The 21,913-nt window shown below is 41.6% G+C and carries 17 protein-coding genes; 8 read left to right on the top strand and 9 right to left on the bottom strand.

Annotated features, from left to right (window positions below; translation table 11 throughout):
* Position 1 precedes the first annotated feature (1 nt).
* The gene (locus tag JFC08_RS00835; protein WP_198329347.1) at positions 2–1,699 is read right to left on the bottom strand and encodes a CYTH and CHAD domain-containing protein; all 1,698 of its coding nucleotides are present in this window, start codon (positions 1,697–1,699) and stop codon (positions 2–4) included.
* 251 nt (positions 1,700–1,950) lie between these two features.
* Here JFC08_RS00835 and JFC08_RS00830 point away from each other — a divergent pair, with 251 nt between their 5' ends.
* Complete coding sequence (locus tag JFC08_RS00830; RefSeq protein WP_198329346.1) at positions 1,951–3,192, top strand: DUF4349 domain-containing protein; 1,242 nt, start codon at positions 1,951–1,953, stop codon at positions 3,190–3,192.
* A 137-nt stretch (positions 3,193–3,329) separates the two neighbouring features.
* Here the strand turns inward: JFC08_RS00830 and JFC08_RS00825 are convergent, their stop codons facing one another.
* A complete protein-coding gene (locus tag JFC08_RS00825) occupies positions 3,330–4,916 on the bottom strand; it encodes an isocitrate lyase (protein WP_087814449.1) in 1,587 nt (528 codons plus the stop codon).
* 690 nt (positions 4,917–5,606) lie between these two features.
* Here JFC08_RS00825 and JFC08_RS00820 point away from each other — a divergent pair.
* Both JFC08_RS00820 and JFC08_RS00815 read left to right on the top strand, forming a co-directional pair.
* A complete protein-coding gene (locus tag JFC08_RS00820; protein WP_045444529.1) occupies positions 5,607–6,596 on the top strand; it encodes a LysR family transcriptional regulator in 990 nt (329 codons plus the stop codon).
* Positions 6,597–6,998: 402 nt separating this feature from the next.
* On the top strand, positions 6,999–8,381 hold the full coding sequence (locus tag JFC08_RS00815) for an NAD-dependent succinate-semialdehyde dehydrogenase (RefSeq protein WP_198329345.1): 1,383 nt from the start codon (positions 6,999–7,001) through the stop codon (positions 8,379–8,381).
* A gap of 150 nt (positions 8,382–8,531) precedes the next feature.
* Here the strand turns inward: JFC08_RS00815 and purN are convergent, their stop codons facing one another.
* On the bottom strand, positions 8,532–9,224 hold the full coding sequence (gene purN, locus JFC08_RS00810; protein WP_198329344.1) for a phosphoribosylglycinamide formyltransferase: 693 nt from the start codon (positions 9,222–9,224) through the stop codon (positions 8,532–8,534).
* Positions 9,224–10,273, bottom strand: coding sequence for a phosphoribosylformylglycinamidine cyclo-ligase (purM, locus tag JFC08_RS00805; protein WP_198329343.1), 1,050 nt, complete (start codon positions 10,271–10,273; stop codon positions 9,224–9,226). The genes purN and purM overlap by 1 nt, the downstream gene beginning before the upstream one ends.
* 341 nt (positions 10,274–10,614) lie before the next feature.
* Here purM and JFC08_RS00800 point away from each other — a divergent pair, with 341 nt between their 5' ends.
* The 3 genes from JFC08_RS00800 to JFC08_RS00790 all read left to right on the top strand — a co-directional run bounded on the left by JFC08_RS00800 (position 10,615) and on the right by JFC08_RS00790 (position 13,622).
* Positions 10,615–11,721, top strand: coding sequence for an AI-2E family transporter (locus JFC08_RS00800; RefSeq protein WP_060491635.1), 1,107 nt, complete (start codon positions 10,615–10,617; stop codon positions 11,719–11,721).
* Between the two features lie 332 nt (positions 11,722–12,053).
* Positions 12,054–12,857 (top strand): DnaA regulatory inactivator Hda, encoded by an 804-nt coding sequence (gene hda, locus JFC08_RS00795; protein WP_060491634.1) that lies wholly within the window; start codon positions 12,054–12,056, stop codon positions 12,855–12,857.
* Positions 12,858–12,932: 75 nt separating this feature from the next.
* A complete protein-coding gene (locus JFC08_RS00790) occupies positions 12,933–13,622 on the top strand; it encodes a DUF2057 family protein (RefSeq protein ID WP_087814453.1) in 690 nt (229 codons plus the stop codon).
* 95 nt (positions 13,623–13,717) lie between these two features.
* Here the strand turns inward: JFC08_RS00790 and JFC08_RS00785 are convergent, their stop codons facing one another.
* Positions 13,718–14,194, bottom strand: coding sequence for a Dps family protein (locus JFC08_RS00785; protein ID WP_198329342.1), 477 nt, complete (start codon positions 14,192–14,194; stop codon positions 13,718–13,720).
* Positions 14,195–14,569: 375 nt separating this feature from the next.
* The gene (locus JFC08_RS00780; RefSeq protein WP_198329341.1) at positions 14,570–15,229 is read right to left on the bottom strand and encodes a YcxB family protein; all 660 of its coding nucleotides are present in this window, start codon (positions 15,227–15,229) and stop codon (positions 14,570–14,572) included.
* Between the two features lie 437 nt (positions 15,230–15,666).
* Between JFC08_RS00780 and serS the strand changes: the two genes are divergently transcribed.
* Positions 15,667–16,953 carry a serine--tRNA ligase gene (serS, locus tag JFC08_RS00775; RefSeq protein WP_198329340.1) on the top strand — a complete coding sequence of 429 codons (1,287 nt, stop codon included), beginning with the start codon at positions 15,667–15,669 and terminating at the stop codon, positions 16,951–16,953.
* Positions 16,954–17,209: 256 nt separating this feature from the next.
* On the top strand, positions 17,210–19,207 hold the full coding sequence (gene tkt, locus JFC08_RS00770; protein WP_198329339.1) for a transketolase: 1,998 nt from the start codon (positions 17,210–17,212) through the stop codon (positions 19,205–19,207).
* A 78-nt stretch (positions 19,208–19,285) separates the two neighbouring features.
* On the opposite strand, the gene JFC08_RS00765 is transcribed toward tkt, so the two are convergent.
* The 3 genes from JFC08_RS00765 to JFC08_RS13685 all read right to left on the bottom strand — a co-directional run bounded on the left by JFC08_RS00765 (position 19,286) and on the right by JFC08_RS13685 (position 21,111).
* Complete coding sequence (locus tag JFC08_RS00765; RefSeq protein ID WP_198329338.1) at positions 19,286–20,164, bottom strand: Shedu immune nuclease family protein; 879 nt, start codon at positions 20,162–20,164, stop codon at positions 19,286–19,288.
* A 103-nt stretch (positions 20,165–20,267) separates the two neighbouring features.
* Entirely contained in the window at positions 20,268–20,810 is a 543-nt protein-coding gene (locus tag JFC08_RS13690; protein ID WP_420825196.1) for an IS630 family transposase, read from the bottom strand.
* Positions 20,761–21,111, bottom strand: coding sequence for an IS630 transposase-related protein (locus tag JFC08_RS13685; protein ID WP_101204408.1), 351 nt, complete (start codon positions 21,109–21,111; stop codon positions 20,761–20,763). Before JFC08_RS13685 ends, JFC08_RS13690 begins: the two co-directional genes overlap by 50 nt.
* Positions 21,112–21,913: the final 802 nt, after the last annotated feature.

Here is a 21,913-nt window from a genome sequence, read left to right as displayed (position 1 = left end):
TTTACCGAAATACTGAGCTGTCTGCCACTTTCGCCAAGCGTTTTTCTGTGCGCTTAAGGTCTCTCACTAGCATGGCTGCAAACCAACCAGCGCCATACAATGCACTGCTATCTGTCTTCGACTTTAATTGATAGCGCTGTTGGTACATTTTATGATGATGATATTTATTCAAGGTCTTTTGCGCTTTTGCTAAGTATTTTAGCCAGCGTTTGCTTTCCTTCTTGGCTTTTTTCTTTTTTGACTTTTTCTTATCTAGTAATGGCGCAGTAAACTCACTGATATAAAGTAAGGTGGTTAACTGCTCATGCAGCTCGTGCTCTGCATTATTATCGTCTAGATCAATATTTTCTATATCGTCACTTTTTGAATCTACGTTTTCTAAGTCACTATCGTCTAAGTCAACACTTTGTAAATCATCATCTTTTAAATCATTGCTTTCTATATTAATGTTATCTGAGCCAACGTCTTTTTTACTCTGTAGCTCTTGTACTGCCTTGCCAAGCTTTGCCTGCTGTTTGGATAAGGTTTTTGCCAGTTTATCGATGGCGAGTTGATCAGCTTGCGGTTCAAGGCTTGGGTCGCTCATGGTAAAGGCGATCAGCTCAAGTAAGGTCAGCTGAAAATCGTTGGCACTGACGGCATCTTTCGGAGTAATCTTCAGCGCATCCATATCTGTTGCCCAATCGACTGTAGGTGCACCTTGTTGTTGCAAATTAGGCTCTATATGTGAGGCAAGATGGGCAAGCTCTCGATATTCATTCAATAATATGGCTGTTTGTTTTAGTATCGGCAGCCAGTCTGGATTGATTTCGTCAGAATAGCTGGCAAATACTTGTAGGGCAGCTTGCAAGCGGACAATACCAATGTATAGTTGTAATGCATGGTCGTCGTCTTCGCTGCCAGCGACGATAGCGCTGCTATTGGGCAGTATTTGCAACAGACAGTTATGTACCGCTGCTCGCACAAAGGCAGGCATGCTGATTTTCTTATCGATATTGAGCTGGTCAAGGTCAGCGTGGACAGCTGGACTATGCTGCTGTCCTGTGATGAGTAAGCCACCGCGCTCAGCTTTTGTCACCGTCGACAAACAAAGCTTGTAGCGCTTACACCAAGTTTTGGCAGTTGCAAATAAAAAATCGATATCTCCTGATATCAGCTCAAACTCAATCTCTTGAATAGCATCACGCTGAGTATCATCATTACCGTGAATAATTTCTCCATAATCGTACGCCATCTCGACATGGTTATTTGCATCATTGTCACCATCACTGCCACTATCATTCACTAGCAATCGTGTGGTGCGCTCTACATCGGTCACATATAACCGTGTGAGATTTTTAGCCAGTTTTTTTAGCTTAAATTCAGCCAGAGCAGGGGCGACAGAGGTGTTTTTATAAATGGTTAAATCAGGCATGAGCGTATTATTATCGAGCATCGCTTGTACTTGTTCATTATCCAGTACCGCATTATGCTCTAGGCGTGCTGCAATGCCATCGCCGCCCGCTTTGATGGTCTGTACCCAAGCGTCGCCTTCTTTACGAATACGTAAGCCAATGCCTGCCTCTGCAAGCTGTTGGTCTGGGGTATCATAATAATGGGCAGCCAGTTGTGTCACCTCAGAAGATTTGACTCGTGCTTGGCGCATCAAACCTTTCAGTCGCGACTCTGGTACCAAAAACTTTAGCTCTATCTCTTGCATGATGGCTCCCGATTATTTTAATAAATTTGAATGACTACCATCGTATGAAAGCTATCAGCGAATAACAAGCAAAATTTTTTCTATAAATAATCTGAGCCAATATTAGAGATATACTTTTAGTAGGTAATCATTATAATTAACGTTAATTATTAAACAAAAGTAGGGTAAGGGTGATTGGATTTATAAGAGAAGCTAAAATATTTTTATCCAATATATTTATCATATCTCATAAAATGCCGGATTATAAAATAATGACGCAATGCAATCAAAAGAAGTATGACACTCAGCAGTCTCATTCGATATTACTGCCTAAAGCCTTATTCCCATCAGTTTTATGTCTACCAATAATGCTTGGGTCTGTGTTATTGATAGGCGGCTGCGATAGCTCTTCTGAATATGCAGAAAGCAGCGCAGATCTGACAGAGGTGGCAACCGAAGAAGTTGCAGACGCTACAGAAGGGGAGATGGTTGGTATCATGTCCGATGTGGCAGCTGATAATGCCTCTAACGCTGATGATTTAGAGGTTGCAAACCTATCGAGCACTAGTGAACAGACCCTTGGTAGTCAGGCAGCAGACATTAAAATTGCTGGCAAAGCGCTATTGATAACTGCCAGTGCTGATTTTAAAGTTGAAGATGTCGTCAAAACTAGTGATGCTATTGAGAGTTTGACACGGCAACAGGCTGGTTATGTGGCACTTAGCAATATTAGCAATCATCCACGTGATAGTCGAACCTTTGTACAAGGCAATAAAAATATCACGATTACAACCTACACTCGTCAAGCTGACATGACGGTTCGTATCCCTCGCGCCAATGTCAGTAAGTTCCTAGCGCAATTACAACAGCAAGTCGCATTTTTAAATGGGCAGCAGTTTAGTGCTCAAGATGTGACATTAGATATTTATCGTGAACAGCTAGCGAGCCAGCTAAATAGTGATATGGCAAGCGAGCTTAGCCAAGAACGCCTGAGTAGTAAAAATGATAAAGACCAAGGCAGCAATGTTGATGCTATTACCGCGACTTATGCGGCACGTCGTCAGCAAGAGCTTGCCAAGCTTGAGCAACTGGCTATCGCTGATAAAGTTCAATATAGCACCATTAACCTGACCTTTATGCAGCCAGATATCAGTTATAAAGAAACCACACAAAATCTAGATGTGCTATTAGAAGCTGAGCAGCCAAGTTTTAGTAGTCAAGTGAGTCAAGCATTTAAAGATGGCTGGGAGATACTTAGATCAGTAGCGCTTGGATTAATACAACTGTGGTGGCTGCTTATACTTGGCGGTATTTTTTATCTAATTTACAGAATGATAAAAGCAATCTATCGTAGATTTTTTAAACATGATCCCCGTATAAAAAATATGAAGCGTGAGCTGATGGGTGAAAATCCAAAAAGTCACGATTCAGTCGGTATAAAGAGTAGTCAGGAAGAGGATAATAGCAATAATATGAAAGAGGCTGATAGTAAGGATAATAAGCACTCAAATTAAGAATTAACAAGCTTACAATGCTCAAAATCTTACAATAATAGAGTGCAAATAAGCAGACATGAAAAAGCCGCCCTACAATATAGGACGGCTTTCTCTATAACTGGTACTTACGAGATGTACTTATAAGTGGTCGGTGATTAGAACTGGTTCATCGTGTTCTTGCCGCCGCCAGCTTTAAGGGCATTTTCACCAGAGAAGATCTCTTTGTGATCATCGCCAAGGTCAGAGCCAGCCATTGCTTGATGCTTAACACAAGCGATGCCTTCACGGATTTCTTTACGTTGTACGCCAGCAGCATAAGCAAGCATACCATCTTCACCGAAGTAGCCTTTAGCAAGCTCATGCACGCTAAGCGCAGTGGTGTGATAAGTAGGTAGCGTGATTAAGTGATGGAATACACCTGCTTCACGTGACGCATCACGTTGGAAGTTTCTAGCCGCTTCGTCAGCTGCTGTATCAAGTTCAGTACCATCGTAATCCGCACTCATCAAGTCATCTTTATTGTAGGCAGATAGGTCTTTGCCTTCTTCTTCCCACTGAGCGATGATTTGCTTACGGAAGTTAAGCGTCCAGTTAAATGATGGGCTGTTATTGTATACAAGCTTAGCTTTTGGCTGTTGCTCTTTAATACGATCAACCATCATTTTGATGTGTGCGACGTCTGGAGTCGGTGTTTCGATCCATAGTAGATCCGCGCCATTTTCTAGAGCCGTTACACAGTCAAGTACGACACGGTCGATGTTCGTTTCTTCACGGAATTGATATAGACCATTTTGAAGACGAACTGGACGTACTAGTTTGCCGTTATGCTTGAGCAAGCTGTCGTTCTCTTTGGCGTTTTCTAGCGTGACTTCTTCCATCTCGATAAAATCGATGTACTGAGAAGCAAGGTCGCCTGGCTCATTTGATACTGGGATTTTTTGCGTTAGTGACGCGCCTTCAGAGTCAGTACGAGCAACGATAACGCCGTCTTCAACACCAAGCTCTAAGAATGCATAACGAATAGCGTTGATTTTTGCGATATAGTCTTCATGCGGTACAGTGACTTTACCCGCTTGGTGACCACATTGCTTCGCGTCAGATACTTGGTTTTCAACCTGAATAGCACAAGCACCAGCTTCGATCATTTGCTTGGTTAGCAAGTAAGTGGCTTCTTCGTTACCGAAACCTGCATCGATGTCAGCAATGATTGGCACAACATGTGAATCAAAGTTTTCGATTTTTTCTAGGATGGCTGAGGTATCTTGACCCGCTTCTTCTGCAGCGTTTAGCTCACGGAAGTAGTCGTTCAATACTTTAGCATCAGCTTGACGTAAGAAGGTATAGATTTCTTCGATTAGCTTAGGTACAGAGGTTTTTTCATGCATAGATTGGTCAGGAAGAGGACCAAACTCAGAACGAAGGGCTGCAACCATCCAACCTGATAGGTAGATGTAAGTTTTAGCTGTTGTACCGAAATATTTTTTCTTAGCGTACATGGTTTGTTGAGCCACAAAACCATGCCATGCACCTAAAGACTGCGTGTACTGAGACGTATCATTGTCATAGTCTTCCATGTCTTGACGCATGATTTTTGCAGTATATTTGGCGATATCTAAGCCCGTTTTAAAACGGTTTTGTGACATCATACGTGCCGCATCGGTTTCGCTGATATTCTGCCAGTTACCGTGCTTTTGCTTTAATTCACGTACTAAGTCGATCGCTGATTTATATGCAGTTGACATCTATGTCTCCTTGGGGTGGTGAAAATTAGTAACTTAGAAAATTACAAGTATTGAGGTAATTTTGATATATGTAGAAAGATGCTGGCAGAAGTGAAAATCTAAAATATAAACCTTATGCGTTAGCAATCTCTACTAAACTATAAGAAAATTATGATAAAAGCAAATAAAACCTGTCGAATTGGTCAGCTTTTATTATTGGGTCTTTCGTTTTAGGCTGAATGCGCTTTTTTATAAGCCTTTTTTGACTGTTAAAGTGCTTATTGCCCTAAAAAGTGCCAACTACTAATTCAAGCTTAAAAACAAATGAGAGCAAAAAATTAAGTTTGTGTAATAAATGTTATGTCCGTATTTCCGCATGAAAATGCGATAAAATACCTATGGTAGTCAATCCATCAAAACGCACGGCGACTGCCTAACATTAAACAAGGACTGATTAAGCGCTTGCTAGCCACTATAGCTAGGTTACCTTGATTTATCTAGTTTATGATTATTATCTTGGGTATTTAATTTTATGATAGTACATATAAAACAATGACTTATGATGAATGGTTTCAGTTATAATAAGCGTATATCAAAATAATTAATATAAAATTGTCCTTATTTCATGCTGTTATAGATGATTTATACTAAATAACAGGGCAAAAAACGCCGCGTTTGTAGTGGTATTTATTTTAAGGTAAAGAGACATATATGAATTTGCAGCGGGTAGATTTAAATTTATTGGTACATCTAGATGTGTTGTTACGAGAAAAAAACGTTACTCGTGCAGCTGAGCAGCTTGGCATTACCCAACCTGCGATGAGTAATATTTTGCGCCGGCTGCGTAAGCTATTTAATGATCCGTTGCTGGTACGCTCATCCGAAGGCATGACGCCAACTGAGCGTGCGCTTGAGCTGCAACCACGTATTCGTGAAATACTGGCAGATTTGACACAAGTATTAGAGCCACGCACAGAGTTTCGTCCTTATAGTACCTCGCGCGTTTTTCGTATCATGACCTCAGACTATGCTGAAGCGACATTGGTACCAAAATTGGTCAAAGCATTGCGCTCAGAGGCACCAAATGTCATCTTGGATTTCCTAACGCCATCGGACGTCTCATATCGTGATATGGAGCAGGGGCGAGTGGATTTGGCGATCAACCGCTTTAATGAAATTCCGCAAAGTTTCCACCAAGTTTTGGTCTGGCGTGATACCTTTAGCTGCCTATTGTCCTCTGACAGTCCCTATGCTCATCGCTTTAATCTCAAAAATTATCTTAAGGCGCAGCACGTTTGGGTCTCTAAAACTGGTATGGGTGTGGGATTTGGTGTCAATCCAGAAAAATCTGGTGGCCTAGGTTCAATTGATCAAGCACTGCAACGTTTAGGTCAAAAACGTCAAATCAGTGTTTTTACCCGCCACTATCAAATGCCAGCCATGCTTGCAGCCAATAAAGATTTGGTTGCAACTTTGCCTACGCGTGTGGCAAAAATGCAGGCTAATAACGATAGTATCATGATGGTCGAGCCACCATTTTTTATCCCTGAATTTGAGCTAACAATGGCGTGGTCGCCTTTGTTGCAGCATCATCCCGCCCATCGTTGGTTGCGTCAGCTTATCATGCATGTGGCTCGTCAAATTGTTGACGAAGAAGAGAATCCACCACAAGAAATTCCTGTGATGAATCATTTGTTTTAAGCCATTTATTTTTGGTTATCGATTGCTTATTTATTAAACCAGCCCAAGCGCTGGTTTTTTTATTGGCGTAATTTTACTGAAAAATCTCGTCCAAGATTTTGACCCAATAAATCAGTCAGTCACATTCTTAACATCTTACGAACACTTCTTTATAACTTGTAAAACTACTCGTTGCACATTTTGCTATGATAAATCCCACTTAAGAAAAAAGACAAATACATAGCCTATTGTTAAGTTATACGACAGTATCGGATTTCATAAAATCGTTGATGAAGTTGTTCAATTTAATCATATGCGTTCACAAAAATGACCATTCTTGGCTTATGTGTTTCTAAGGTTTCAGATGTTTAAGCGATCAATTTTCAAACCAATAAAATAGTTAAATAAATAAGGATAATAATCATGGCAGATATTACTACTATAAACCCAGCAACGGGTGAAGCGATCAAAGAATACGATTACATGAGTAATGACGAGGTGAACAAGATTGTTGAATCCTCGCACCAAGCATTTACTGAGTGGCGTAAAACCAGCCATGAGGCGCGTGCAAAAGTCATCATTTCCATCGGTGAGACATTGCTTAAGTACAAAGAAGAGTTGTCTAAACTTATGACTGAGGAGCGTGGTAAGCTCTATAGTCAGAGTTTGCAAGAAATAGATTTGTGTAAAGCAATTTGCGACTATACCGCAGAAAAAGGGGTGGCTGCACTTGCTGACGATGAACGTGATATTGAAGGCTTGAAGAAAGGTATTGTGACTTATCAGCCCATCGGTGTCATCTATGGCATGCAGCCATGGAACTTTCCTGCTTACCAAGTATTCCGTTATACCATCGCAAATCTGATGGCAGGTAATAGTATTTTACTCAAGCACGCGTCAAACGTGACTGGTTCAGGCTTGTTAATCGAAAAAATCTTCCATGAGTCAGAGTTACCAAACGATTTGTTCCGTACGATTTTAATCGATCACGACCAATCAGAAGCATTAATCGGTCATGACAAAGTGCGCGGTGTCACACTGACAGGTAGCGACGGCGCTGGTAGCATTGTGGGTCAGCAAGCAGCAAAAGCCATTAAAAAGGTGGTGCTAGAATTAGGCTCAAACGATGCCTTTATTGTCTTAGAAGATGCGGATGTAGAGTTAGCGGTAGAAACTTGTACCCAAGCGCGTCTCATTAATAATGGTGAAACTTGTGTCGCCGCTAAGCGCTTTATCGTCGTTGATAGCCTATACGATGATTTTCGTGAACGCATTGTCAAAAAATTTGCAGACGCTAAATCTGGCGATCCGATGGATGATGGCTCTGATCTTGGTCCATTAGCCCGCAAAGATTTACAAGAAAAATTGCATGAGCAAGTAGAAGACAGTGTGGCAAAAGGCGCAACGATTGCTGTTGGTGGTCAATTGCCAGAAGGTAAAGGCAGTTTTTATCCAGCAACTATCTTGGAGAATGTCGAAAAAGGACAACCTGCCTATGATGACGAATTATTTGGTCCTGTCGCCTCATTAATACGAGCCAAAGACCAAGATGATGCATTACGCATTGCCAATGACAGTCGCTACGGTTTGGGCGGTGCTATCTTTTCTAAAGACGAAGACAAAGCCATTCGCCTAGCGCGCGAAGAGTTTGATACGGGCATGGTTTACATCAATGGTTACGGTCTTGCAAATCCAGCGTTGCCATTTGGTGGAGTGAAAAACTCAGGTCATGGTCGCGAGCATGGCGGTTTTGGTATCAAAGAATTTGTAAATATTAAAGGGCTACATGTTCATAAAAGTCAATAATAGCTGAAGTCTTCGGGATTAATATGTTTTAGAAGATTTTAAGGGTAGCTATTAGAAAGCCCAGTCATTCATTGAGTGACTGGGCTTTTTTATGCGAAGAGTTTAAGTTTGATAGTTGGTGCCTGATAATTTGTGATTGTCGCTATTTACTCAGTCGTTCAAATATAGTTTTAACGGTAGCGTTGGTAAAGACATACTTTGTTGATTGGATGCTTGAGCATGGTCTAGCGAGAGTGCGCCTTTGGCCAATAATAAAATCGTCCAAGGGAGCAATTGATGCTCAAGCTTTTGCACGCGTGCTTGCAAGCTATCGGCAGTGTCTTTTTGATGTATCTCTAACAGCGCTTGGGTCAAAACAGTACCCGCGTCCAGCTCAGCGGTGACGACATGAATACTACAGCCATGATGTCGCTCACCTGCTTGTATCGCACGTTGATGGGTATCAAGGCCTTTATAGATAGGTAGCAAAGAGGGATGCAGATTAATCATCGTCGCTGGTGCATTATCGATAAAATCTGCACTCAAGACACGCATAAAACCAGCTAACACAATGAGATCTGGCTGCCATGCGCTTAATTGCTCGCTGGCATGACTCTCAAAAGTCTTGATTCCCATGCGTTTGCCGCTAGCAACATGTGACAATACTGCCACTGGAATGTTAGCGTCTTTTGCACGGGTGACGGCATAAGCATCCTCGCGGTTGCTAATGACGCCAACAATCTCAATTGGCAGTGCGCCAGCTTGCATCGCATCTATCAGTACTTGCAAGTTGCTACCACTACCAGAGACCAGTACAGCAATCCGTAAAGGGTTATTATCAATTTTCTTTTGACTGTCTAACATTAACGGTACACCACTGCGTCCGCTTCACGCTTCACCATTTCGCCTAATTGCCAAGCTTTTTCACCAGCCTCATTTAAAGTGCTAATGGCCGCATCTGCTTTATCTTTAGGCACGATAATGACGAAACCGACGCCGCAGTTAAAGGTGCGGTACATCTCACTTTGCTCGATATTTCCTTGGGTTTGTAACCAAGTGAATAGCTCTGAGAACTTCCAGCTAGTCGTATCAATACTAGCAGCTAAATTCTCTGGTAATACACGTGGTAAATTATCGGTTAAGCCGCCACCAGTGATATGTGACATTGCATGCAGCGCTGAGCTACCAAGAGTATCTTGTAGCGCTTTAATCGCTTTAACATAGATGCGAGTAGGGGCCATTAACGCGTCTTGGATAGGCTGACCGTCTAATTGCTCATCACTGCTCGTCACATCAATGCCGCTGACTTCGATGACTTTACGTACCAATGAATAACCGTTTGAGTGTGCACCACTTGAAGCAAGAGCGATCAATACATCGCCTTCCGCGACGTTTTCGCCAGTGATGACTTCCGCTTCTTCAACCACACCGACACAAAAGCCTGCCAAGTCATAATCGTCGTCTTGATACATACCTGGCATCTCAGCGGTTTCGCCGCCGATCAGAGCACAGTTTGATAGCTTACAGCCTTCACCAATACCAGTGACCACAGTCGCTGCTACATCAATATCAAGCTTGCCAGTTGCATAATAGTCTAAGAAAAATAATGGTTCTGCACCGCACACCAATAAATCGTTGACGCACATGGCGACTAAATCAATGCCGATAGTGTCATGACGATTCAGCTGTAATGCCAGCTTGAGCTTAGTACCGACGCCGTCAGTGCCTGACACGAGTAGAGGAGAGGTGTAACCAGTTGGTATACGACAAAGCGCTCCAAAGCCGCCAAGTCCGCCCACAACCTCAGGGCGAGAGGTGGCTTTTGCCACTGATTTAATACGTTGTACCAACGCATCGCCAGCATCAATATCAACACCAGCATCTTTGTAGCTTAAAGAAGGCTTGTTACTCATGGTCATCTCACAAATTTTATAGGGAATGAAGGTCTGTCAGTAGAAAATCGAGTTGGTCGTGTTAATTCTGAATATAGTGGGCGCATTATACCCAAAAATGACCCTTACTCGCAAAGCAACTTGCGGATATTTGGCGGATATTTCACGAAGACTGACTTTAAGTGGCAAATAAAAAGTTAAGAAACAAAAAATGACGGATTTTTTGCTGTACTCTGCGATAATGGAACGCTAAATTTATTGTCGATAACAGTTCGCTATTACGCCGTTGTTGTACGATAAAACGTATCATTTCTTTCAATTATGCTCCCATCTTAAATCAGCCTATCATAGGATTCCTTGTCATGATGAACCAACCAATAGATCCTTTTTTTCGGCGCTTATTTATTGTCGTTGCGATGGTGGTGGGTATATTGTTACTGTATCTGATGATGCCAGTCATTATACCGTTTGTCTTTGCTTTCGTATTGGCTTACTTGTTCAATCCGCTGGTCAAACGCTTATCGAAGTATATCAAACGCTGGGTGGCGATTATCATTGTCTACTCCACCATCACTTTAGGAATGGTGCTACTGCTATGGTGGTTGATACCGACCTTGTGGCATCAGTTGCAAGCGGCTTGGGAGTACCTACCTAAGGTCTTAACTTGGTATAATGAAGTCGTACGTGAATGGTTCGTTAACAACAGTCGTATCAATCTGCCAGAGTTGGAGTCTAAAGGGTTTTCTGAGACATTGGTTGAATACATGCAGACCAATTATAAGTTTGAAGATGCCAGTACCATGATGAACCAAATATTGGTGTCGAGCATGAACTTTATCAATAATGCTGGACTCATTGTGCTGGTGCCGATTCTTACCTTTTATTTTTTGTTCAATTGGGATCAGCGTCTGCAGACATGGAAGCTGGCGATTCCCGCTGCGTATAGCGAAAAAGTCATTCAAATTGCTCGAGAGTGTGACCTTGCGTTGATGGCATTTATCAAAGGCCAGCTATTGGTAATGGTATTATTGGGTGCTATTTATGCAGTACAATTACAGCTTATTGGGCTTGAGCTTGGGCTTATTATTGGTATGGTTGCCGGTATTGCTAGCTTTGTTCCTTATTTGGGTTTTGGCATTGGTTTTATCGCTGCCATTATCGCCTGCCTGTTCCAGTTTGGGCTAAATTGGACGTATTTGTCGTTGATCGTCGGAGCATTTTTAGTTGGGCAAGCCGCCGAAGGTTATATTCTACAGCCGTTACTATTGGGTGATAAGATAGGTCTATCGCCGCTGTGGGTGATTTTTGCCGTATTGGCAGGTGCAAGCTTATTGGGTTTCGTTGGTATGCTAATTGCTTTGCCTGTCTCTGCCGTGCTTAATGTACTGTTTCGCCATTTATACATCTACTATCGTTCGACAGATTTTTATAAAGGTCGTAAGCAATTGGCTTTATTCGAGAAGAGATAAGTATTTTATCGTTAAATTGATAGAGTCATGGGAAATTAATAGTAAATGGTGTGAGAGGTAAACAGTGATGGATAAGGCTTAATAGGTAAAAGACTTGTCAGTCATTTTGCAAATATGTTATATATAGGCGCAGTATTGACAGTATCAGCCGTTATCCAGTTGGTCGTTAACAAGATGACTTTTGATTAGGTGATTCTCAGATATACTCTCGATTAAAACAACGAGATGCTAACGCAGCAAGTTTATATCAGGTAGTATAAGAGCATCTCAAAGACAGTTATTAATAATTTATCCTTTTATTTATTGCATTACGCAAAACGAGTTGATGATTCATGGCAGAAGCACAGCTAAGTCTCAATCTGGACATTAAGCATGATGCAAGTCTAAGTGACTTCGCCGGTCCTGGTTGGATGTCGATTATTGATGCAGTGCGGCAACTACATGTCGGCCTGATCGGTCAGCTGTACCTATTTGGCAGTCCTGCTACGGGCAAGTCGCACTTATTATCTGCTATCTGTGAGTCATTTATTGAGATGGACAAGTCAGCGATTTGTTTGTCACTCAATGAGTTGATTCATACCGATGTGCACGTCCTCTCATCTCTAGAAAACTTCGATCTAATCGCGATCGATGATTTAGAGGTGCTGGAGCAAAGCAGTCAATGGCAAGAAGCCTTATTTCATTTGATTAACCGCAGTCGTGAAGGTCAGCGTCAATTGTTGTTTGCAGCCAATAAGCCTGCTGGTGATTTGCCGTTTCAGTTAAGGGATTTGCTGACTCGTTTGGCACAAGCACCTACGTTTAAAGTACCCAATGGTCATGACTTAGCCGACCGTCAGGCGTTATTACAATCTATCTTACGTCGACGTGGTTGGCAGTTTGATGATCGAATTATTGATTATTTGCTTACTGAAGGACCGCATCGTATCGGTGCGATGATGGAAGTACTCAATTATATTCAGCCGATGTTTTCGAACCTTGGGCGTAGCAATATATCCAAAGCAGTCATCACTGACGCATTGCGTACCATTGATGAGCAGACACTAGCAGCAGAGCTTGCTGATATTGCGCAAGAGACACAGGTAGATAACGATTCAGCGGAACAAGATCAACATACGATGCCACTTGATTTTTAGCATTAAAAACTAAAGTCTTTTATCCAAAGCGCTTTTACTATTGCCAAAACGTTTTCACTATTAATGGAATCACTTATGAAATCCAATGCTTCTTTGCTAAAAAAACTGACCATCAGCACGTTGCTTATTGGTGCAGGCTCTGTCTCTATGCTGTCGCATGCTGAAGTAACGCTACTGGTTGATGACCATATCAAAGTAACGGCTATCAATGGGCAAGAAGTGCAGCAGAGCGCTTTTCAACCATTGACTAAAAAGTTCACGCTTCAGCCAGGTCAACATGCGATTACTGCGAAGTATGATCGCTTATATGACTTGCGCCGTGATGAGCATGACTATTTACGTTCGGGTAATGTGAGCGTGACGGCAGAATTGGCGGACAATCAAACCTATCGTCTGACCATGCCGAATCAGCCAGAAGAGTATGCAGCAGCTAAAGAATATGCCAAGCGTCCGATACTGGCAGTAGAGAAAAACAATACTGTGGTTGCAAGTCAGCAAGGTATCGCTGGTAATCAAGGTGGATTGTTGTCAGGTTTAGGCAAGGCGTTCGGCGGTGTGTTTGGCGGGGCAGATGATGCAGAGCTACAGAATCAGCGTGCGATTGCCGCATTAGATCAACCAAGTGTGAATACGGGTACGGTAGCGACTACTAAGCAAACCACTAGCGTTAATTCATCTGCTAATACCTTAGATCAATTTATGCAAATTTGGTTACAAGCCACGCCTGCCGAGCGCGAAAAAATGCGTCAATGGATGCAGAAATAAGGTTTCATTAGCAACAGCAAGCACAAAAAAAGCACCTAAAGTAGGTGCTTTTTTATGATCTAGATTTTAGTGACGTACTGTTTTTTTAGCAATGATTAACCCAAAAAGGCGTTATACATCCAGATGAGCTTTTCTTGCTCTTGTACATAGGCATCTACGAGGTCAGCTGTCCCTTGATCTTCGCTGTCTGCTGCTAGAGCAGATACTTTACGCTGCTCTGTAATCAAAGCTTGTAAACCAGTTACCACACCTTTCACACAAGCATTGCCATCTTTGACGTTTTTATCTTCTTGAATGCTAGTATGTTGAGTAAAATCGCTATAAGCATGCAGCGGTGTGCCGCCCAAAGTTAAGATACGCTCAGCGATTTCATCAATTTGTAATTGTAGCACGGTATACAGTTCTTCAAATTTTGGATGCAAGGTGAAAAAATGCTCGCCTTTTACATTCCAGTGATAGCCACGGACGTTTAAATAAAAGACGTGATAAGTTGATAATAAATTGTTTAGTTGTGCAATGACTTCGCTCATGTCAGCTTTTTCTAGACCGATTTGATTAGTAGCGTTACTCATAATATTATCCTTATAGTTTGAGTGTTGATATAAAACATTAAATGAAGAAGATGAGAAGTGTAGCAACTCGTGTGCTGCATTACTATGCTCGTTAATATATTAACGCTTTTCAGCCTTAAAAAGTAACAATCTTAGAAAATAGTATGATAAAACTGCCATATAGAATGGCGTCAGCTTAAACTAAAATCATAACTATACATTCATGTAATTTAGAGCAATTACCACCTTTCTTCTGATGACTATCATAATAGCAGAGCACCATCAATAAGTTAATTTCAATAAATTTATAATTATGATTGGTTTTGTAAAAATTATTTTTTATTGATCATTTCTTTATCGCTCATATAATAAGCGATAAAGAAGTCTTCTACTATTTTATGCTGGTGGCTGTAAGTTTTCAGGATTTAAGCCTTTAACGGGGATAACTTCTTGCAAATGCTGACGTACCGTATCGATCGGAAACTTCTGTGCTTCTAAGCGCTTTGGCACAATTTGGCTGCCTTGTTGACCTTTCATCTCAAACATCATAAAGATATAGTCGTCCGTCTCATCCCAGCTTTTGACAGCTGACCATGGAATGACGGCTTGCTGGGTCGTGCCTGCTCGCATTTGCATGCCGCGCATTTGGTTGTTATTAAATGTGTCAGGCTGATTCACTGGCATCGCCATGACGAGGCCATGCTTTTGTACGCCCAATTTCATCTGACGCATCTCATCCGGCATTTCTTGATCGGCCACTTGCTTGTCAAACTCTCTTTTGACATACCATTTAAAGCCAAGGGTACGAACCAGTAAATAAATGACGACTGAAACTAGCATCAGCCAAAAGATAATGGTTGAGTAGCCTGTCACAAAAACCAACCCTGCGATCGCTAGTACCACGGTTACCGCCATAATGATCCATTCTTTCATTTTGATACTTTTTAAACCGAAAGAAGGGCTGGCACTGGCAAATAGCTCGTATTGTGCTCGGTGAAATTCTGCCTCAGTTAGGTTTAAGGCGACAGGTTGTAGCGTATAGGGGTACAAGGCCATAAAGGTTTCTCAAATACTTGTATTGAAAGTGTTGGGTTTAAATCGACAAAACGTAGCAGCTACGTCGTACTAGGCTAGAAGTCGAATAAAAGGTATGCGCTTATCTTACCGAAAAGTACCTCTAAATGAAACATATAAGCCGCTCTGTTCGTTGATAGAGGTGATATTAATGGTTTTAATAAGGATGGGCGAGGCTTATTGAGGTGAGCTGAACTTTGAGAGATGCATTTAAAGCAAATATAACTAACTGGCTACGGATAATGAAAGTAATAAATGAAAATTCAATCAGCAGAGGTCAAAACATGGTCAAATCTGCTGTGTCTTGGTATTATAGCGGCTATCACTTATTTTGATAAAATCAGCACCTTTAAAAACAGTATCTTTAAAAATAACACTTTCGAACCTCTTCCTCACTTCTAGCGTTACAGGCAACTATTATGATTGATCCAAAACTCTTACGCGGCGATTTAAGCGATTTACAACAGCAACTGGCCACTCGTGGTTATGCACTTGACATAGATTTTTGGCAAACGGTTGAGTCAGAACGTAAATCTTTGCAGATCAAAACCGAAGAGTTGCAGTCGAGCCGTAATGCGGGTGCTAAGCAAGTGGGTGCTTTGAAAAAGTCAGGCGAAGATGCCAGTGCGCTATTGGCTGAGATGCAGAATGTCAGCGGTGAGATTAAAACAGCCGAAGACGAGCTGCGCACTTTACAAGAGCGTATCAACAAAGCTGCTATGCAAATTCCAAATATTCCAGCAGCCGATGTGCCAGTGGGTACGTCAGAAGAGGATAACTTAGAAGTGCGAAAGTGGGGTACGCCACGTACTTTTGATTTTGAAATTCAAGATCACACTTATATTGGCGAGACACTTGGTATGCTCGACTTTGAAGCCGCGACTAAGCTGACTGGCAGCCGCTTTAATGTACTAAAAGGACAGTTGGCGCAAATGCATCGCGCGTTGATTCAATTTATGCTCAATACCCATACGATGAAGTACGGCTATCTTGAGACCTATGTGCCTTATATTGTGAATTCAGACAGTCTCAAAGGAACAGGACAGCTGCCTAAGTTTGAAGATGATTTATTTAAGCTGAAAAATCACACAAACAATGAAGACATGGACTTCTATCTCATTCCTACTGCTGAAGTGCCAATGACCAATTTGGTACGTGGCGAGCGTTTGGACATCAGTGAATTACCGCTTAAGTTTACCGCGCATACGCCTTGTTTCCGTAGTGAAGCGGGCTCTCATGGTCGTGATACTCGTGGTCTAATCCGTCAGCATCAGTTTGAAAAAGTTGAGATGGTCAATATTACTACGGCTGAGCAGTCTGATGCGTTGCTAGAAGCGATGACAGGACAAGCCGAATATATCTTACAGCAGTTGAATCTGCCATACCGCACCGTCCAGTTATGTACGGGCGATATGGGCTTTGCGGCACAAAAGACTTATGACATCGAAGTGTGGTTACCGAGCCAAGATACGTATCGTGAAATCTCTAGCTGCTCTAACTGCGGTGATTTTCAAGCGCGCCGTATGGGAACTCGTGTCAAAGATGGCAAGCAAACCAGCTTGGCTCATACTTTGAACGGTTCAGGTTTGGCCGTTGGTCGTACGCTATTGGCAGTCATGGAAAACCATCAAAATGCTGATGGTAGCATCACGATTCCAGAAGTATTGCGTCCGTTTATGGGCGGTGCTGAGACTATTTCAGTTTAATAGCTATATTGCTTATACTAGCTGTGAGTTACTAAGATGACTCACAGCTTTTTAATATAGGGTAGTTTGATAAAACTGATATGAATAATTATTAAACACAAACGATTCTGTCATACCATTTCTTGGCTAGCCTCATAGCAAATATGTTAATATTGCACTTTGATTTTATAGTCTATAACTTAGGGGCGCATTTGGCGTCCTTATGCTTATACTCCTTTGAGTAAACTCTCCTCTTAGCCCAATACTAGGACACTCTATGCCAGCTCCAATTAGCGAACGTAAATTAGCCAATGCCATCCGTGTACTGTCGTTTGATGCGGTTCAAAAAGCCAACTCTGGACATCCAGGCGCGCCAATGGGTATGGCCGATATTGCCGAAGTTTTGTGGCGCAAGTTTCTGAAGCACAACCCAACCGATCCACAGTGGCACAACCGTGACCGCTTTGTCTTATCGAACGGTCATGGCTCGATGCTTATTTACTCATTGCTGCATTTATCTGGCTATGACGTCAGCGTTGATGACCTGAAAGGTTTCCGTCAGTTGCATTCAAAAACCCCAGGTCATCCTGAGCTTGGTTATACACCAGGTATCGAAACCACGACTGGTCCACTAGGTCAAGGTATCGCCAATGCCGTTGGTTTTGCAATTGCAGAAAAAACTTTAGCCGCGCAGTTCAATCGTGACGGCCATAACATCGTTGACCATAACACCTACGCATTCTTAGGCGATGGTTGCTTAATGGAAGGCATCAGTCATGAAGTGTGCTCACTGGCTGGCACGTTAGGTCTTGGTAAGCTGGTCTTCTTCTATGATGACAACGGTATCTCTATCGATGGTAATGTCGAAGGCTGGTTCACTGATGATACGCAAGCGCGTTTTGAGTCTTATGGCTGGCAAGTTATCAAAGTAGATGGTCATGATGCCGATGCTATTACTCAGGCAACTGAACAAGCGCTTAAAGAGACTGCTAAACCAAGTCTTCTGATTTGCAAAACCACGATTGGTGCTGGTAGCCCGAACAAACAAGGTCTAGCAGCCAGTCATGGTGCGCCACTAGGTGATGACGAAATCGCCTTGACTCGTGATGCGTTATCTTGGAAACATGCCCCATTTGAATTAGATGATGAAATCTATGAAGCGTGGGATGCTAAAGCCAAAGGCGATGTACAACAGAAGAACTGGGATGCGGACTTTGACGCTTATAAGAAAGCCTATCCTGAGCTGGCATCTGAGTTATTGCGTCGTTTAAATGGTGATTTACCTGCTAACTTTGATAGCCAAGCACAAGCCTATATTCAGCAAACGCAAGAAGCGGGCGGCGATGTTGCTAGTCGTAAAGCCAGTCAAAATGCCATCAATACCTTACAGCCATTATTGCCAGAATTGCTAGGCGGCTCAGCAGATCTAGCTGGCTCGAACTTGACGCTATTCAAAGGCGCTAAGGGTATCGAAAAAGATGCTGACGGTAACTACATTTATTACGGTGTACGTGAGTTCGGCATGACCGCGATTGCCAATGGCATCGCACTGCATGGCGGCTTTATCCCTTACGTAGCAACGTTCCTCATGTTTATGGAATACGCACGTAACGCGGTACGTATGGGCGCATTGATGAAGCAGCGTGTCATCCATGTCTATACGCATGACTCTATCGGTCTGGGTGAAGATGGCCCAACGCATCAGCCAGTTGAGCAATTGACTAGCCTACGCACCACGCCAAATCTACGTACATGGCGTCCGTGTGATGCGACTGAATCTGCAAGCGCTTGGGTAGAAGCTATTAAGTCTGAAAACAACCCGTCAGCATTGATTTTTAGCCGTCAAAGCTTGCCGCATCAAGCACGTGATAGCGAGCAAGTAGCCAATATCACCAAAGGTGGTTATGTACTGGCGAAAGAGCAAGGCGAGCTACAGGCCATCATCATCGCTACTGGTTCAGAAGTTGGCCTAGCGATGGAAGCGTATGAAGCATTAAGTGCAAACGGTGTTGGCGTCCGTGTGGTCTCTATGCCATGTGCTGAGATTTTCGTAGAGCAAGATGCTAGCTATCGTGAAGCCGTGTTGCCTGCCAATATCCGTGCTCGCGTAGCAGTTGAAGCCGCGCATGTAGATTATTGGTATAAGTTCGTTGGTCTAGATGGCAAAGTCATCGGCATGACGACTTATGGCGAATCTGCTCCTGCAGATCAGTTATACGAAGAGTTCGGTATTACCACTGACGCTGTGGTTGAAGCGGTAAATAGTTTGGTTTAGAAATTCTTTTAGAAAAACGTGAAACCCCCAAGCTGATTTATTAGCTTGGGGGGGGGGTTATATTCTATAGTAGAAAAATCACGATGTATGTTCAACGATAAATTTAGCTCTTTCATATAACTCATCATAGGTAATGATATCTACTTTCCTTGAGTCTCTACGAAATAACTCAAATGTTTTAAACTTTATCTTTTTCTCTTTAGCTGAACAATTGCTTTCTTCTAAGCTCTTCAATGATCCAATTATTAAGAATGTTTTAGAATCATAAGCACGTTGAGTAATTAACTCTTCATTCTCATCGTAAAGCTCTTCTTGTTCTATTTTAATCTCACCACAAGCTTTTTGTTCAAGAATCTGAGAATAAGAGTCAAGTAAGTCAGAAGATAGCTTCCAACAGCCGGAACGATTTTGTCGACCACTGAACAACGCAGTGTTTGGTAATTTGATCTCTACAAAGGAAGTAAACCTTTTATCACCAATCAAAAAGTCTGTTATAACTGAACCTTTACCTGCAGCATCCGTATTAGAAGTGTGAAACTCTTTTTGAAGTATGCTTTGAAATTTATAATCTAGCCCGTAGCCGAATATCCACTGGTTTGAGGTAAAAAATTCCTGCCAAGCCTTCTCGTCTTGAGTGGAAGGATTGTTTAAAATATCTTTTTTATATTCACTTATATAATCCTCATCTAGTAACATTCTAAATATTTCTAGCTGAGTCTTTCTGTAGCCAGTACTGACGATATCGTGAGAGGTAATATTATCAGATGCTAATATTTGCTTCAAAATATCTTCACCTTCTCCGTTTTTCATTATTTCAATAAAATTTTTGAATATTTCTGCATTATCGTGATTTGAAGAAAGAGTTGTTTGTTTTTCATTAAAGCTACTAACATCAATATCGATTAGAAAAGATAGAAAGGCTTTAAGTTGAGCAGTACAAACCTTATTTAGACGCAAAGTCTCTTTTTCTTTTCCTCTAACAAATTTTGCTATTTCCAGTGTTCGAGCTTCACTGCTATTATTGCTAAATATGACTTTTATCTGAGTTCTTGAAGTATAGTTAAGTCTTTATAAAATCGATACAGCCCATATCATGAAACAGTTTAGGTAGATTATTCTCCATCCATCCTTGGCGTAGAAACTTAGCCTGTGCCCATTTTTTCTCGATAGGGTTTAGATCAGGGCTGTACGGCGGCAGCCATAAAATACGATGACCATGTCTATTAAGTAGCTTTTGAATACGCTTACTCTTATGAAATCGAGCATTATCCATGACAATCACGCATTTAGTTTTAAGACTTGGGATTAGCGTGTATTTGCACCAGTGGTAGAATATGCTGCTGTTAATATTGTGTTCAAAGTAATCAAGCGCAAATAGCATTTTTTCATAGAGAGCTCCGATGACATTAGTACGCTTCTTTGCTTGCCAGTTGTAGCTATCGATACAGGGTTTACCAATCGGTGCATAGCCATGAGAACGAATGGTTTCAGCCTCAAAGCCGCTTTCATCCATATAGACAATGGGATAGCCTTGCTGCGTAAAGCGATCAAGCCTACTCTGGAATATCGCTCTTTTTATCGGACACGCTTTTGGATGTTCCAAGGTCTTTTTTTTGACTGATACCAAGACGCTTTAAAGCATTAAAGATGCCCGTTTTACTACAGTTCAAGCGACGAGCTCTTTCATAGTTATAATCATCTGGGTATCTTTTTACGTCTTCAATCAATGCGTCATCAGGTATTTTAGTCGGTGCTTTATTTCTGGTTGTTTTAGGCGCTAATTTCTTCTGCCAGCTGTGAATGGTGCTGGTGCTAAGTCCATAAAATAGCGCAGCTTCTCGTATGGTCATACCATCAGTGATGCTAGAAAGTACCTGTTTGCGATAGTCTATTGAATAAGTCATCGTTTATTTCATTAAATGCAATTGTTAATAGGGTTGTATCGGTTTTATTTGGATTAGACTATAAGTTTAATCAAGTGAATTGATCTATCTTCTAGGAGTTCTTCAGAAATTATCGAAAAGAACTTTCCTCCTTCAAATTCATGTTGATAGATTGTGTCCAGTTTTGAGTTGAAAATAATTTCTTCTTCGGTGGGTTTGGTTAAAGGAAACATAATTGGTTTATCACTACTTTATAGACTATTGTTTATAGTAGAATGTATCATAAGTATGATTGCTAGTATTAAGTATTTTCTAGTTTAAGGAAAGAGATGACCCTAAAATCAACTTTCAAAGGTTTGCTAGGTGAGACCATCAACAAGTGGCGGCAAGCAAGGAAAACTTATGCCAGTCGCATATCACTATGAACACATGGGTTTTATGTTGAAATGACGATAGTACGTGCCTAGTGTATCCACTCTAAAACATGTTTATTATTGATATTGGTAGATAAACTTTGATAATTGTTAATAAGAGTTTTTAATATGCCGCATTTGACTTGTCCACACTGTCACAATGATGAAGTGCCTAGAGGTGCTTCGATATGCAGAGGTTGTCATGCAGAAGTGCACTACGGATATTCGGTAAAGGCTTACTGTTTCTTATTCATAGGAGCGGGTGTTTTAGCAATAATAGTCGATAGCACTATAGGAATTTTTGCTAATACAGCTTTTTTTATTGCCCTAATTGTTGGCTTCATATATATGCGTATAAAAGCTAAAGATAGAGTAATTTTTAGAAGAAGATATAGGACTTAGTCGGATTA

The sequence above is a fragment of the Psychrobacter cibarius genome (assembly GCF_016107535.1).
GTDB classification, from domain to species: Bacteria; Pseudomonadota; Gammaproteobacteria; order Pseudomonadales; family Moraxellaceae; genus Psychrobacter; species Psychrobacter cibarius.
This window is presented reverse-complemented; position numbering and strand designations above follow the sequence as displayed.